The 13,563-nt window shown below is 66.6% G+C and carries 13 protein-coding genes; 8 read left to right on the top strand and 5 right to left on the bottom strand.

Annotated features, from left to right (window positions below):
• The first annotated feature begins 105 nt into the window (after positions 1-105).
• Positions 106-1,113 carry an alpha/beta fold hydrolase gene (locus tag AC1DOQ_RS01190; protein ID WP_477359372.1) on the top strand — a complete coding sequence of 336 codons (1,008 nt, stop codon included), beginning with the start codon at positions 106-108 and terminating at the stop codon, positions 1,111-1,113.
• 19 nt (positions 1,114-1,132) lie between these two features.
• Positions 1,133-2,233 carry a thioredoxin family protein gene (locus AC1DOQ_RS01185; protein ID WP_477359369.1) on the top strand — a complete coding sequence of 367 codons (1,101 nt, stop codon included), beginning with the start codon at positions 1,133-1,135 and terminating at the stop codon, positions 2,231-2,233.
• A 50-nt stretch (positions 2,234-2,283) separates the two neighbouring features.
• On the opposite strand, the gene pcp is transcribed toward AC1DOQ_RS01185, so the two are convergent.
• Genes pcp through AC1DOQ_RS01170 form a run of 3 tightly spaced genes read right to left on the bottom strand, consistent with a single transcriptional unit; the run spans position 2,284 to position 4,617 of the window.
• Positions 2,284-2,928 carry a pyroglutamyl-peptidase I gene (pcp, locus tag AC1DOQ_RS01180; RefSeq protein ID WP_477359366.1) on the bottom strand — a complete coding sequence of 215 codons (645 nt, stop codon included), beginning with the start codon at positions 2,926-2,928 and terminating at the stop codon, positions 2,284-2,286.
• Between the two features lie 4 nt (positions 2,929-2,932).
• A complete protein-coding gene (locus tag AC1DOQ_RS01175) occupies positions 2,933-3,889 on the bottom strand; it encodes a DUF979 domain-containing protein (RefSeq protein ID WP_477359363.1) in 957 nt (318 codons plus the stop codon).
• Positions 3,886-4,617: a DUF969 domain-containing protein gene (locus AC1DOQ_RS01170; RefSeq protein ID WP_477359360.1), complete on the bottom strand. Its 732-nt coding sequence runs from the start codon at positions 4,615-4,617 to the stop codon at positions 3,886-3,888. Before AC1DOQ_RS01170 ends, AC1DOQ_RS01175 begins: the two co-directional genes overlap by 4 nt.
• Positions 4,618-4,800: 183 nt before the next feature.
• Between AC1DOQ_RS01170 and AC1DOQ_RS01165 the strand changes: the two genes are divergently transcribed.
• Complete coding sequence (locus AC1DOQ_RS01165; RefSeq protein ID WP_477359357.1) at positions 4,801-5,952, top strand: NHL domain-containing protein; 1,152 nt, start codon at positions 4,801-4,803, stop codon at positions 5,950-5,952.
• Between the two features lie 5 nt (positions 5,953-5,957).
• On the opposite strand, the gene AC1DOQ_RS01160 is transcribed toward AC1DOQ_RS01165, so the two are convergent.
• On the bottom strand, positions 5,958-6,260 hold the full coding sequence (locus tag AC1DOQ_RS01160; protein WP_477359354.1) for a YciI-like protein: 303 nt from the start codon (positions 6,258-6,260) through the stop codon (positions 5,958-5,960).
• Between the two features lie 207 nt (positions 6,261-6,467).
• Between AC1DOQ_RS01160 and AC1DOQ_RS01155 the strand changes: the two genes are divergently transcribed.
• From AC1DOQ_RS01155 to AC1DOQ_RS01135, 5 genes are all read left to right on the top strand, one after another.
• On the top strand, positions 6,468-7,514 hold the full coding sequence (locus tag AC1DOQ_RS01155; protein ID WP_477359351.1) for an alpha/beta hydrolase: 1,047 nt from the start codon (positions 6,468-6,470) through the stop codon (positions 7,512-7,514).
• A gap of 355 nt (positions 7,515-7,869) precedes the next feature.
• Positions 7,870-8,871 carry a BMP family lipoprotein gene (locus AC1DOQ_RS01150; protein WP_477359348.1) on the top strand — a complete coding sequence of 334 codons (1,002 nt, stop codon included), beginning with the start codon at positions 7,870-7,872 and terminating at the stop codon, positions 8,869-8,871.
• 110 nt (positions 8,872-8,981) lie between these two features.
• Positions 8,982-10,511 carry an ABC transporter ATP-binding protein gene (locus tag AC1DOQ_RS01145; RefSeq protein WP_477359345.1) on the top strand — a complete coding sequence of 510 codons (1,530 nt, stop codon included), beginning with the start codon at positions 8,982-8,984 and terminating at the stop codon, positions 10,509-10,511.
• 11 nt (positions 10,512-10,522) lie between these two features.
• On the top strand, positions 10,523-11,614 hold the full coding sequence (locus tag AC1DOQ_RS01140) for an ABC transporter permease (protein WP_477359343.1): 1,092 nt from the start codon (positions 10,523-10,525) through the stop codon (positions 11,612-11,614).
• Positions 11,615-12,580 (top strand): ABC transporter permease, encoded by a 966-nt coding sequence (locus AC1DOQ_RS01135; protein ID WP_477359340.1) that lies wholly within the window; start codon positions 11,615-11,617, stop codon positions 12,578-12,580. It abuts the gene before it with no gap.
• A gap of 78 nt (positions 12,581-12,658) precedes the next feature.
• Here AC1DOQ_RS01135 and AC1DOQ_RS01130 read toward each other — a convergent pair whose 3' ends face one another.
• Complete coding sequence (locus tag AC1DOQ_RS01130) at positions 12,659-13,501, bottom strand: MipA/OmpV family protein (RefSeq protein ID WP_477359337.1); 843 nt, start codon at positions 13,499-13,501, stop codon at positions 12,659-12,661.
• Positions 13,502-13,563 lie beyond the last annotated feature (62 nt).

The raw sequence follows: 13,563 nt of genomic DNA, 5'->3' as shown, positions 1-13,563 counted from the left end.
TCGTACTTGAAAAGCGCCGAAGCTTCGTATAAATTTACGATCATAATGATTATCGTCGCAAGTAATTTTCAGCAACTTCTCCTTCAACCGTCATCGGAGTCAAGCATGAGCAAGCACGACAAGCAGTCCGGCATCCGCGTCCTGGCAGCGGCAACCGCCCTGGCCGCCGCATCCTTCGCCCTGCCCTGCGCGGCGCAAGCGGCAACGCCGGCACCGGGCTTCGCCTCGGTCAAGCAGGTGGACGCGGGCGTCCTGAATGTCGGCTACGTGGACGAAGGCCCGGCCACGGCCCCCGTCGTGATCCTCCTGCACGGCTGGCCCTACGACATCCACAGCTACGTCGACGTCGTTCCCCTGCTGACCAGGGCCGGCTATCGCGTGATCGTGCCCCACCTGCGCGGTTATGGCAGCACCCGCTTCCTCGACGCCCATGCCGTGCGCAACGGCGAACCGGCGGCGCTCGCGACCGACGTCGTCGCGCTGATGGATGCGCTGAAGATCGACCGCGCGATCCTGGCCGGCTACGACTGGGGCGCGCGCACGGCGGACATCGTCGCCGCCCTGTGGCCGCAGCGCGTCAAGGGCCTGGTGTCGGTGAGCGGCTACCTGATCGGCAGCCAGGAAGCCGGCAAGCAGCCGCTGCCGCCCGCCGCGGAACAGCAGTGGTGGTACCAGTTCTATTTCGCCACCGAGCGCGGCCGCGCCGGCTACGCAAAGAACCGCCGCGATTTCGCCAAACTGATCTGGCAGACGGCCTCGCCCCGCTGGCACTTCGACGACGCCACCTTCGAACGCAGCGCCGCCTCACTGGACAACCCGGACCACGCCGCCATCACGATCCACAACTACCGCTGGCGGCTCGGCCTGGCGGACGGCGAAGCCAGATATGCGGGGCTGGAAGCCAGCCTCGCCGCATCGCCCGCCATCACGGTCCCGACGATCACCATGGAAGGCGACGCCAACGGCGCGCCGCATCCGGAACCGGCCGCCTACGCCAAGCGCTTCACCGGCAAGTACAAGCATGAACTGATCCGCGGCGGCATCGGCCACAACCTGCCGCAGGAAGCGCCGCGCGCCTTCGCCGACGCCGTGATCGAAGTCGACCATCTCTGAGACGGAAAGGAAACCCGCCATGTTCGCATTCGAACGCATGCTTCGCCATCCGCTGCGCCGGCTGTCCGGCGCCGTCCTTGCGGCGGCCGCGGCCGGCGCCGCCGTCTCGATGATGCCGGCGGCCGGCGCCGCCGGCACCGACTATCGCAGCGACCTGCCGGTACTCGGCACCCTGCCGCCACTGGACGGCGCCGTGACCTGGCTGAACTCCCCTGCCCTCACCGGCAGGCAGCTGCAGGGCAAGGTGGTGCTGGTCGACTTCTGGACCTATTCCTGCATCAACTGCATCCGCACCTTGCCCTACCTGCGCGCCTGGGAACGGAAATACCATGACCAGGGCCTGGTCGTGGTCGGCGTCCACACGCCGGAGTTCGACTTCGAGAAGGACCTCGCGAACGTCAACCAGGCGCTTGCACGCTTCATGATCGACTACCCGGTGGCCGTGGACAGCGACCGCCGCATCTGGACCGCCTTCCGCAACAATGCCTGGCCCGTGTTCTACATTGCCGATGCGCGCGGCCGGCTGCGCGCGCGCGTCGTCGGCGAAGGCAACTACGAGAAGACCGAACGCATCATCCAGTCCCTGCTGGCGGAAGCGGGCAAGGCCGGCGCGCCGGACACCCTCGTCACACCGCGCGCCGCCGGCGAACAGTCCGCCCCCGACCTCGCGCACCTGGGATCCGGCGAAACCTATCTAGGCTATGCGCAGGCCGCCAATTTCGCCGGCGGCAGGCGGCTCGAACGCGATGTGGCGCACGATTACGCGAGGTCGGAGGTCGGATCGAACCAATGGAGCCTCGGCGGCAACTGGACCGTCGGCGCCGAGCGTGCCCGCCTGAACAGCCCGGACGGCAGCATCGCCTACCGCTTCAGCGCGCGCGACCTGCACCTGGTGCTGGGACCGGGCCCCGGCGGCAAGCCGGTGCGCTTCCAGGTCCGCATCGACGGCCGCGCGCCCGGAGCGGATCACGGCTCGGACACCGACGTCGACGGTAACGGCAGCATCGGCGAGACGCGGCTCTACCAGCTCGTCAGGCAGTCCGGCGCGGTGAAGGAACGCCTGTTCGAGATCCGCTTCCTCGACGCCGGCGCCAGCGCCTTCGCGTTCACCTTCGGCTAAGACTTTCGCCCGTCCCCAGCCATCCGCCGAATGGCCGGGGATCGGAAAACTCAATGCGTCGCCCCACCCGCCAGCGCCACGTCGGCATCCACTTCCAGCGCCACCTCGACCGCAAGCCGCAAGCCCGCCACGATCTCCTCCAGTTCCATCGACGGTGTCGGCTCGGGCCAGGCCGCGGCCTGCTCGGGCAGGAAGGGCACGTGGATGAAGCCGGCCTTCACGCCCTGCCCGCGCAGGTGGTGCATCAGTGCATAGAACACGTGATTGCACACGAAGGTGCCGGCGGTCTGGGACACGCCCGCCTTCAGGCCCTGCTCGCGCATCGCCGCCACCATGGCCTTGATCGGCAGGGTCGTGAAATAGGCGGCCGGGCCGTCCTCGACGATCGGCACGTCGATCGGCTGCTGGCCGGCGTTGTCGAGGAAGCGCGCGTCGTCGACGTTGATGGCGATGCGCTCCACCGAGATCTCGGGGCGTCCGCCGGCCTGCCCCACCGCGATCGCGATGTCGGGACGGACGTCGTCGACGAAGCCGAGCAGCGCCTCGGCGGCGCGGCCGAACACGCAGGGCAGCAGGCGCACTTCGACCTTGAAACCATCGCCGGACCAGCCTTCCAGCAGGCGCACGGCTTCCCATGCCGGGTTGATGGATGCGCCGTTGAAGGGCTCGAATCCGGTGAGCAGAACAGTCTTCATGAGATCATCGATACATCAGGAAATAGAGCAGGACGATATTTGCCAGCAGCAGCGGCAGCGCGGTCGGCAGCTGGGCCTTGATCACGGCGTTCTTGTCCGGCAGCTCGAGCAGGGCCGCCGGGACGATGTTGAAGTTGGCGGCCATCGGCGTCATCAGGGTGCCGCAATAGGCGCTGAACATGCCGATCGCCGCCATCACGGCCGGATTCGCATGATACACCCCGACCAGTATCGGAATCCCGATGCCGCCGGCGATGACCGGGAAGGCGGCGAAGCCGTTGCCCATCACGACCGTGAACAGCGCCATGCCGATGCAGAAGGCGGCGCAGGCCACCAGCCGCGAATCCATCGGAATATAGGAGGTCGTGATGTGGGCCACGGCCTTGCCGACGCCGGCTTCCGAAAACAGCAGGCCGAGCACGGCCAGCATGTGCGGCAGCACCACCGCCCAGCCCATCGCGTCGATCAGGCGGCGCGCCTCGCGCACGCCCTGCAGCGGCGTGGCGCGCGTCAGCCAGCAGGCCAGCGCCAGGGCGACGATGGAACCGCAGCCCATGCTCACCAGGGTCAGGTTCTTCGGATCGAGCAAAAAGGCGGCATCGATGCGCACGTCCTTCAGCAGGGTCGAGCCGATCATGGTCACCACCGGAATCGCCAGTGCCGGCACCAGCAGCTTGTGCCCGAGCCGGGCCGCGCTGGCGCGGCGCGCGTCTTCCGGCGGCGGATTCGCCTTCCCTCCCCTCACCAGGCCGACGCCCGCCACCAGCGCCATCGCGACCATGAGCAGGCCGGTGGCGGCCGGCGGCATGCGCCCGCCTGCCAGGTAGAGCAGCGCATACAGGCCCCAGAACAGCGCGCTCGTGAAACGGCGCGGATTGCTGCGGTCGCGCAGGTTCATGATGGCCGTGGCCGCGAACAGCAGGCCGACCACCACGTAGAAATCGTCGAGCGCGAGGATCATTGCGTCACTCCATCGGCCACGCGGCGCGGCGTGTTCGTGCAGCGCAGGATGCGGGCGTCGAGCCGGCGCAGGTTCCAGGCGTGGATGAGGAAGGCCGTGACCGCGGTCGGGATGCCCCACAGCGCCATGTGCAGGGGATCGACTTCGAGCCCTTCGGCGCGCAGGATGGTCTGCATCAGCACGATGGCGCCGAAGGCCACGAACACGTCCTCGCCGAAGAACAGGCCGACGTTGTCGGTGGCGGCGCTCATCGCGCGGATGCGCTGGCGCATCGCTTCGTCGAGGTTCAGGTTTTTCTCGTGATAGCGCGCTTCGGCGGCCGCCTCCGCCATCGGCGCCAGCAGCGGCCTCACCATGTTCGGATGGCCGCCCAGGCTGGTCAGGCCGAAGGCGGCGGCGAGTTCGCGCACCAGCAGGTAGACCGTCAGCAGGCGCCCGGTGGTGGCGGAGCGGATCTTCGCGATGCTGGCCTGGGCGTGTTCGCGCAGCCCGGCGCGCTCGAGCAGGCCGATCGCGGCCAGCGGCAGCAGCAAGATCAGGGGCAGGTTGCGGGTCTTGACGAAGGCGGTGCCGAGCGATTCCAGCAGGTGGACCAGGGACAGGCCGCCGGCCAGCCCGGTCACGCCGCAGGCGGCGATCACGACCAGCACCGGATTGGCGCGCAGCAGGAATCCGGCGACGACAACGGCAATGCCGAGCAGCGGCCACAGATTGACAGCGGTGTGCATGGGTCTCCGTATGGATTTTTTTATCGTGGAGATATTACCTCAGCAGGGGGCGCGTCCAGCGAATGGATGAGATCCGCCATCGCAGCCGGCGCCGGCGTGGCTTTTATATCGGACGCATTGCGTGTGCACATGACAGGCCGGCGCCCACCCGCTATGCTCGGTGGGTCACCCAAGGAGGCAGCCATGAATTCGCTATTGCGCAGGGTCTCGCTGCTGGCCGCGCTTGGCCTCGCCAGTTGCGGCGGCGACGTCGGCTTCGGCATCGGGGTCGTCTGGCACGACGGCCCGGAACACCCCTGGCCCAACCACCCCGACTGGCCCAGCTGGCCCGACCGGCCGCAGGGCGCGACCGGGCTCTTCCCCATTGCCGGGGACGTCTGCGGCGTCTGCAGCGGTTCGAAGGACGGTACCGGCTCGGCGGCCCGCTTCAATGCGCCGGAAGGCATCGCCGCCGACAGCGCCGGCAACCTGTATGTGGCGGAACCGGCCAGCGCGACCGTCCGCAAGCTCACGCCGAAGGGCGTGGTCACGACCCTGGCCGGCAGCCTCGGCGCGGTCGGCTATGCGGACGGCAGCGGCGGCGCGGCGCGCTTCAACGGGCCGAGCCGGCTGGCGGCGGATACCCAGGGCAATGTGTACGTGACCGACACCGGCAATTCCGTGGTGCGCAAGATCACGGCGGCCGGCCTGACCGGCACGGTGGCCGGCAACGGCACCTGCGGCAGCGCCGACGGCCGCACGACGTCGGCCCAGTTCTGCAATCCGAAGGGCATCGCGCTGGACCGCCGCGGCAACCTGTGGATCGCGGACACCGGCAACCACACGGTGCGCCGCATCGACATCGACGGCAAGGTCAGCACCGTGGCCGGATCGCCGGGCGTGTGCGGCAGCGCGGACGGACGCGGCGGTGCGGCCCGCTTCTGCAATCCGCAGGACGTGGGCGTGGACGAATGGGACAACGTCTATGTGGTCGATACCGGCAATTCGACCGTCCGCATGATCAAGTCCGACGGGACGGTATCGACCCTGGCGGGCCAGGCCGGCCAGTGCGGGGCGGTGGACGGCAGCACCACCGTGTCGCGGCTGTGCGCGCCGAGCGGCATCGCGGTCGAGGGCAACGACTTGTATATTGCGGACACCGGCAACGCCACCATCCGCAGGATCAACCTCGACAACGTGACCAGCACGGTGGCGGGCGTGGCCGGCCGCCAGGGCATCCAGCTGGGTGCCCTGCCCGGCGGCCTGGACCGGCCGATGGGGGTGGCGCGCGCACCGGACGGCTCGTTCGCGCTCACGACCCATAACCTGGTCGTGAAGCTGTTGCCGGCGAAGTAGAAAGACTAGTCGGGGTGAACCGGGTTGAAGGCATCCTTGCCCACCACCGTGGTCCAGGGACGCACGCGCCAGCTCGTCACCAGGCCCTGGACGACGTAGGGGTCGGCCTTGGCGAAGCGCTCGGCGACTTCCGGCGCGTCGCCGCTGAACAGCAGGACGGCGGTGTCGGCCGGATCGGCCAGGGCGCCGGCGATCACGAGCTCGCCGCGCTGCTCGGCCTCCCAGGCCAGTTTCAGGTGTTCGTTGCGGCATTCGCCGCGGCGCGCCAGGTAGTCGGGCGCCAGTTCATACATCAGCAGGTAGTGCACGGAGTCTCCCGGAGTGGATTCGACAGGACCGAGGCATCTTAACGCATCCGAATGCGGGCACGGCGGCTGAGTGGGCCCTGCCTGCAGCTTTGCGCCAGCCATGTTATCGTTGCGACATGGCAACGTCGCTTGGGTAAATATTCCGCCTCCATGGCTTTGTACCTCAGCGCACAGAACGTTTCAGGATGGCAGAGGTAGACTAGTAGCATGGACACCAGGAAAAAAGTAGCGGCAGGGATGGCTGGCTTTGCCAGCATGCTGTGGCTGGGCCTCACGGCTGCGGTCGCGGCCAACCAGCGCCGCCTCGTGTTCAATCCTACCGTCGAGCGCGAAGTCAAGAGCCCGCGCAGCAGCGGCCACCGCACCCGTCCCGTGGTGCTGCGCGCCGCCGACGGCACCCGTCTCTGCGGCTGGTTGATGACCCCGCAGATTCCTGGCCCGCATCCCGCCGTCGTCTATTTCGGCGGCCGCTCCGAGGAAGTCTCCTGGGTGGTGCGCGATGCCGGCAAGCTCTTCCCCAACATGGCCGTGCTGGCCGTGAACTACCGCGGCTACGGCGATTCGCACGGCGACCCGGCCGAGATCCACATGATCGAAGACGGCTGCATGCTGTTCGACTGGATGGCCGCGCGCGCCCACGTGGACGCGCGCCGCATTGCCGTGGTCGGCCGCAGCCTGGGTTCCGGCGTCGCCGTGCAGGTGGCCAAGGAGCGTCCGGTGCATTCGGTGGTCCTGATCACGCCCTACGATTCGATCCTGGCGATCGCCAAGCGCAAGTTCCGCGTGATGCCGATCGAGTACATGCTGCGCCACCGCTTCGAGTCGATCAAGTACGCCCCTGCCCTGAAGGCGCCGACTTATGTATTGCGCGCGGAAAGCGACGACGTGGTCCCGCATTCGCATACCGACCAGCTGGTGGCCAAGCTGGCCCAGTTGTGCGGAGACGACATCGTGCCCGGCTCGGACCACATGAACATCCCCTATCTGGAAGGCACCCAGAGCCGCATCGCCGGCTTCCTGAGCGCCCAGTTCGCCAAACCGCTGGAACAGGCCGCGTCGAGCGCGCCGATTCCGGCACCCGGCATCGCCTCCGTCGCCACCGACGGCGCGCCGGCGCCTCTCATTCCCGTCCCCGCCGCGGCGATTCCCGTCGCGGCCGCCCTTCTTCCCGACCCGGCCGACGCCATCCCGCTGCCCGCCCTGGACGCCGGCCCCAGCCTGGCCGCGCTGCCGATCCAGGTCGCCGGAAAGTAAGCGGCAAGCTGGTCCGCAGCGGCCCCGGCAAGCCTTTCGCAGCTGTCAAGACCTGTGGTTTTCTGCAAGAAACCACCGAAAAGTGGCACTATTTATATTTCCAGTAAATAAATTGCGAAGTAAAATCGTATTTGCCACGAATAAACAGACTGATGCATAGTTAAACGTCAAGGACGAATACGAAGCTCAGCTGCGGCCGACTCTCCGGTCTTGCCCGCCTCGGCCAGATTACATAATCGACACCATAGATTCACCAAGGTTTGACACAGTCCGCGAGGAGACCCGCGGATGGCTGGTCCTTGCTTTGCCGCGTAGCGCGCAAGCTTGCAGGTCCTTCCAGATTCAGGAAAAACAGATGAAATTCAAGCAACTCAGTCTGACGATCGCGGCACTTTGCTTCAGCGCCAGCGCATCGGCCGACATCGCCGGCGCCAAGCTGGCCATCGTCTACGACGCTGGCGGCAAGTTCGACAAGTCCTTCAACCAGTCGGCGGCCGAAGGCGTGACGCGCTTCACGAAGGAAACCGGCATCAAGGTGTTCGAAGCCCAGGCAAACTACGACACCCAGGCCGAGCAGGTGCTGCGCGCCCTCGCGCGCAAGAAGCTGAGCCTGATCGTGTCGATCGGTTTTTCCCAGACCCAGCCGGTGCAGAAGATCGCCGCCGAATACCCGAACGTCCATTTCGTCATCATCGACGGCAATGCCCAGGGCAAGAACGTCAACTCCGTGCTGTTCAAGGAACAGGAAGGTTCCTATCTGGTCGGCGTGGCCGCCGCCATGGCGTCCAGGACCAAGACCATCAGCTTCGTCGGCGGCATGGACATCCCGCTGATCCGCGCTTTCGCCTGCGGTTACGTGCAGGGCGCCCGATCGGTCGTCCCGAAGATCCCGGTCCTGCAGAACATGGTCGGCACCACCAGCGCGGCCTGGAACGACCCGGCCAAGGGCGGCGAACTGGCGCGCGCGCAATTCGACCGCGGCTCCGACGTGGTGTTCGCGGTGGCCGGCGGCTCCGGCATGGGCGCCCTCCAGATGGCCAAGGAAAAGGGCAAGCTGGCGATCGGCGTCGACTCGAACCAGAACTACCTGTATCCGGGCACCATGCTGAGCTCGATGGTCAAGCGCGTCGACAACGCCGCCTACGACGCCTTCATGAAGGCGAAGAACGGCCAGTTCACCTCCGGTATTACCTATGAGGGGCTGAAGGAAGGCGGGGTCGACTGGGCGCTCGACAAATACAACCGGGCCCTCATCACGCCCGAGATCGAGAAGCGCGTGCTCGCCGCCAAGGACGACATCATCAGCGGCAAGATCAAGGTGGTCGACTACCGCGCGTCGAATTCGTGCCCGCAATAGGCGAATGCTTGTTTTACGTAGGAAGCGCGCCGCGCCGGCCTGAAACCGGCGCGGCGCGCTTTTGAATGAATGCTTTTCATAATTACTTTGTCTAACGAAAACGGATCGCTATGCAGCCAGCCGTAGAATTCCGCAATATCAGCAAGGCCTTCGGGGCGGTACAGGCGAATGCCGACGTCAGCTTCTCGATCGCCAAGGGTTCGATCCACGGCGTGATCGGTGAAAACGGCGCCGGCAAGTCGACCCTGATGAGCATCCTGTACGGCTACTACAATGCCGACAGCGGCCAGGTCCTGATCGACGGCCAGGCGCAGGATATCCGCACCAGTAACGAAGCGATCGCCCTCGGCATCGGCATGGTGCACCAGCACTTCATGCTGGTCGAGAACATGACGGTGCTCGACAACGTCATGCTCGGCGCCGAAGGCGGCTTCAAGCTGGCCGCGCACCGCGCCGGGGTCGAGGCGAAGCTGCGCGAGATCTGCGAGCGCTACCGCCTCGACGTCGATCCGCTGGCCACCGTCCACGACCTGTCGGTGGGCGCCCAGCAGCGCGTCGAGATCCTCAAGCAGATCTACCGCAGCGCCAACATCCTGATCCTGGACGAGCCCACCGCCGTCCTGACCGCCCAGGAGACCGCCTCGCTGTTCGAGATCCTGCGTCTGTTCAAGGAACAGGGCAAGACCATCATCCTGATCACCCACAAGCTGCAGGAGATCATGGAGATCACCGACGAGGTGACGGTGATGCGCGCCGGCCGCGTGGTCGGCGCCGTCAAGACTCCGGAAACCTCGAAGGAACAGCTGGCCAACATGATGGTCGGCCGTCCGATCCAGAGCGAGCTGCCGCGCGCGCCCTACAATCCGGGTGCCGAAGTGCTGAAGGTCTCGAACGTCCAGCTGAAGGACGCCAACGGCGTCGCGCTGCTGTCGGACATCGACTTCACGCTGCGCGCCGGCGAAGTGGTGGCGATTGCCGGCGTGTCCGGCAACGGCCAGAGCGAGCTGCTCGAGATCCTGTCCGGCATGCGCCTGCCGACGTCCGGCAAGGTCGAATTCCTGGGCAAGGACCTGCCCTACGCCGGCCGCGCGAACGCCGACGGCCTGCCGGCCACCTTCCGCAACCTGGGCATCGGCCACGTGCCGGAAGACCGCCTGCGCGACGGCGTGATCAAGGATTTCTCGGTCATGCAGAACACCGTGTTCGGCTACCAGGACCACGTCAAGAACCGCTGGGGCCTGTTCGACTTCAAGAAGATCGCCCAGCGCTGCGCCGGCCTGATGCAGGCTTTCGACGTCCGTCCGAACAATCCGGACCTGCGCATCGGCCTGCTCTCGGGCGGCAACCAGCAGAAGGTCGTGATCGCGCGCGAAGTCGCGTCCAGGCCGAAGATGATGCTGGTCGGCCAGCCGACCCGCGGCGTCGACATCGGCACCATCGAGAGCATCCACACCCAGCTGCTGCGCCTGCGCGACGAGGGCGTGGCCATCCTGCTGTCCTCGGTGGAACTGGAAGAAGTGCGCGCACTCGCCGACCGCATCCTGGTGATGTCCGGCGGCCGCATCACCGGCATCCTGCCGATCGATGAATTCGACACTACCCGCATCGGCCTGCTGATGGGCGGCTTGCACAAGTCCTGACGGTAAGAGACATGAAAAAGACTGAACTTCCACGCTGGGCCACGGGTTTCGCCCTCCCCATCCTGAACCTGCTGTCGGCGCTGCTGGTGGCGGGCCTGGTCATCCACCTGCTCGGCGAAAGCCCGTCGGAATCGCTGCACATCCTGGTCGACAGCGCGATCCTCGATCCGGAAGGCCTGGGTTACACCCTGTTCTATGCCTCGACCTTCATCTTCGCCGGCCTCGCGGTGTCGATCGCGATGCAGGCCGGCCTCTTCAACATCGGCGCCGAAGGCCAGATGTATGTCGGCGGCCTCGGTCTCACGCTGGCCGTGCTGGCCTTCGATGCCCACCTGCCGGGCTGGCTGATGATCCCGGTCGCGATGATCGGCGCCGCCCTGTTCGGTGCGCTGTGGTCCTTCCTGCCGGGCTACCTGCAGGCCAAGCGCGGCAGCCACGTGGTGGTCACGACCATCATGTTCAACTTCATCGCCGCCAGCCTGATGAACTACGTGATCCTGAAGATGATCCCGGAAGGCCAGCAGAACCCGGCCTCGCGCGTGTTCGCCGACAGCGCCGCCCTGCCGCTGCTGAACAAGATCTTCCCCATGTTCGGCGACACCCCGCTCAACATCAGCTTCCTGCTGGCGATCCTTGCCCTGGTCGTGTACGGCGTGGTCGTCTGGCGCTCGTCGTGGGGCTACAAGCTGCGCGCGACCGGCCTGAATACCCATGCCGCGCACTACGCCGGCGTGCGGATCGACCGCATGATCATCGTCACCATGCTGGCCTCGGGCGCACTGGCCGGCCTGGGCGCGGTCAATTCGGTGATGGGCTCGACGCACTACCTGTCGCTGAACTTCCCGGCCGGCGCCGGCTTCGTCGGCATCGCGATCGCGCTAATGGGACGCCAGCACCCGGTCGGCATCTTCCTGTCGTCGGTGCTGTTCGGCGCCCTGATCCAGGGCGGCTTCGACCTCTCGCTCGAGAAGCCGAACATCCCGCAGGAGACCTTCATCTTCATCCAGGGCCTGATCATCCTGTTCTGCGGTGCGATGGAGAATTTCTACGCGCCGGCGCTCCTGAAACTGATCAACCTGACCCGCACCAGCAAGGAAGCATAAATGGAAGACTTTCACATCGCCAGCATCGTGGTGTCCATGATCCGCAACGCGCCGGTGCTGATGTTCGCCGCGATGGCCGGCCTGTTCGCCGAACGTTCCGGCGTGGTCGACATCGGCCTCGAAGGCAAGATCCTGGCCTCGGCCTTCGTCTCGGCCTCGGTCGCCTACGTCACCCAGAACCCCTGGCTCGGCATCCTGGCCGGCGTCGGCGTCTCGAGCGCCCTGGCCATGGTCCAGGCCTTCGTCTCGATCACCCAGAAGGGCAACCAGCTGGTGTGCGGCATCGCGATCAACATCGCCATGAGCGGCCTGACTTTCGTGCTCGCCCAGTTCTTCTTCCATGAAGGCGGCCGCACCCCGGACCTGCGCGAGGCGCGCCTGTTCGACATCGTCCTGCCGGGTACCGCCGCGCTGGACAACATCCCGTTCATCGGCTGGCTGTACGGCCACCTGATCGGCGGCCAGTCGGTGCTGGTGTACGTGGCCTTCCTGCTGGTGCCGGTCGTGCACTGGGTGATCTACCACAGCCGCTTCGGCCTGCGCCTGCGCGCCTGCGGCGAGAACCCGCACGCGGCCGACGCCGCCGGCGTCTCGGTCGAGCGCACCCGCTACCTGGCGATGCTGGTGGCCGGCGTGCTGTGCTCGTTCTCGGGCGCCTATCTCGCCATCGTCCAGAGCGGCTTCTTCCTGCGCGACATGTCGGCCGGCGCCGGCTACCTGGCCCTGTCGACCCTGGTGTTCGGCAACTGGCGTCCGCTGCATACCGTGCTGGGCTGCCTGATGTTCGGCCTGTTCGGCGCGATCCAGATCCAGCTCGAAGGCGTCGAGCTGCCGGTCGTTGGCAGCATCCCAGGCTCGCTGGTGCAGATGATCCCGTATGTGGTGACCGTGATCGTGCTGGCCGGCCTGATGGCCAAGTCGGTGGCGCCGAAGGCGATCGGCAAGCCGTTCGTCAAGTCGCGTTGATGACGCGTGGGCTCGGAGAGCCCACCCTACGGGAATGCACGTCATCGTAGGGTGGGCACCCCGTGCCCACGAGTGCTTTCATTCGGACGCGCGCGCTCTTTCCGAAGAGCGCGCGAAGGTCCACGCAAATCCGATACCGGCCGATGTGCCGGTATTTTTTTTCATCAGCGGACTGTCCTGGTTCGCCGCGCCCGAGTAGGTTTCGTAGCGGACGAAGCCGAACATCCTCAGGTCCGGGTTCAGGCGATACGTGCCGAACAGCCCCGTGCGCACCAGCAGCAGGCCGGACTCCGCCTTGTAGGCCGGCCGCTCCGCGGTCGCATACTGCGGCTGCACTTCGTAGAAATAACGGTTGATGCGGCCGTCGCCGAACACGGCGCCGAGCTGGGCTTCCATGGTCCAGCGCGCGGCCTCGCCACGCTTTTCCCACACCAGGCGCGGCTCCATGGTCCAGCCCTGGCGCCGCAGTCCGCCCCTGGCCTCGATCACGGCGCGCAGCGGCAGTTCGAATCGCAGCCTGCCGCGCTCGCCCAGGTCGGCAAACTTGACCTTTACGCGCGGGCCGAATTCGACCAGGGTGCCGAGGTCGGGCATGCCGCGCCGCGCCTCGACGTCGTTCGAGTGCGCGGGCAGCGAGCCGGCGAAGCCGACGTCGAATTCGACCTTGTCGGTGTTCACCAGGCGTGCGCCGATGCCGTTCTGGTCGGCGCGGAAGACCTTGCCGCGGTAGATCAGGTAAGGCAGGGCCAGGCCGCGGTTCGAGCGGTCCGATGAACCCGGATAGGCTGGCGTACTGAAGGCGGCGGCGCCGATGCCGGCTTCCCACAGCGGCAGGTTGCGCTCTTGAGGCTGGGCCTGGGCGGCGGCGATGCCGGGCAGGATGGAGGCGGCCGCGAGGGCCAGGAGGGATAGTTTGTGCATGGGCGCCATTTTAGCGGCGCCTGCGAGCGAATGGCGCGGGAAGTTGTATCGTGGGCACCGTG

The organism is Massilia sp. 01N417, assembly GCF_056399645.1.
This window is presented reverse-complemented; position numbering and strand designations above follow the sequence as displayed.

What these genes read in the sequence shown, in the direction of transcription:
- AC1DOQ_RS01190 (WP_477359372.1), top strand. Translation starts at nt 106, where the DNA reads ATGAGCAAGCACGACAAGCAGTCCGGCATCCGCGTCCTGGCAGCGGCA.
- AC1DOQ_RS01185 (WP_477359369.1), top strand. Translation starts at nt 1,133, where the DNA reads ATGTTCGCATTCGAACGCATGCTTCGCCATCCGCTGCGCCGGCTGTCC.
- pcp (WP_477359366.1), bottom strand. Translation starts at nt 2,928, where the DNA reads ATGAAGACTGTTCTGCTCACCGGATTCGAGCCCTTCAACGGCGCATCC.
- AC1DOQ_RS01175 (WP_477359363.1), bottom strand. Translation starts at nt 3,889, where the DNA reads ATGATCCTCGCGCTCGACGATTTCTACGTGGTGGTCGGCCTGCTGTTC.
- AC1DOQ_RS01170 (WP_477359360.1), bottom strand. Translation starts at nt 4,617, where the DNA reads ATGCACACCGCTGTCAATCTGTGGCCGCTGCTCGGCATTGCCGTTGTC.
- AC1DOQ_RS01165 (WP_477359357.1), top strand. Translation starts at nt 4,801, where the DNA reads ATGAATTCGCTATTGCGCAGGGTCTCGCTGCTGGCCGCGCTTGGCCTC.
- AC1DOQ_RS01155 (WP_477359351.1), top strand. Translation starts at nt 6,468, where the DNA reads ATGGACACCAGGAAAAAAGTAGCGGCAGGGATGGCTGGCTTTGCCAGC.
- AC1DOQ_RS01150 (WP_477359348.1), top strand. Translation starts at nt 7,870, where the DNA reads ATGAAATTCAAGCAACTCAGTCTGACGATCGCGGCACTTTGCTTCAGC.
- AC1DOQ_RS01145 (WP_477359345.1), top strand. Translation starts at nt 8,982, where the DNA reads ATGCAGCCAGCCGTAGAATTCCGCAATATCAGCAAGGCCTTCGGGGCG.
- AC1DOQ_RS01140 (WP_477359343.1), top strand. Translation starts at nt 10,523, where the DNA reads ATGAAAAAGACTGAACTTCCACGCTGGGCCACGGGTTTCGCCCTCCCC.
- AC1DOQ_RS01135 (WP_477359340.1), top strand. Translation starts at nt 11,615, where the DNA reads ATGGAAGACTTTCACATCGCCAGCATCGTGGTGTCCATGATCCGCAAC.
- AC1DOQ_RS01130 (WP_477359337.1), bottom strand. Translation starts at nt 13,501, where the DNA reads ATGCACAAACTATCCCTCCTGGCCCTCGCGGCCGCCTCCATCCTGCCC.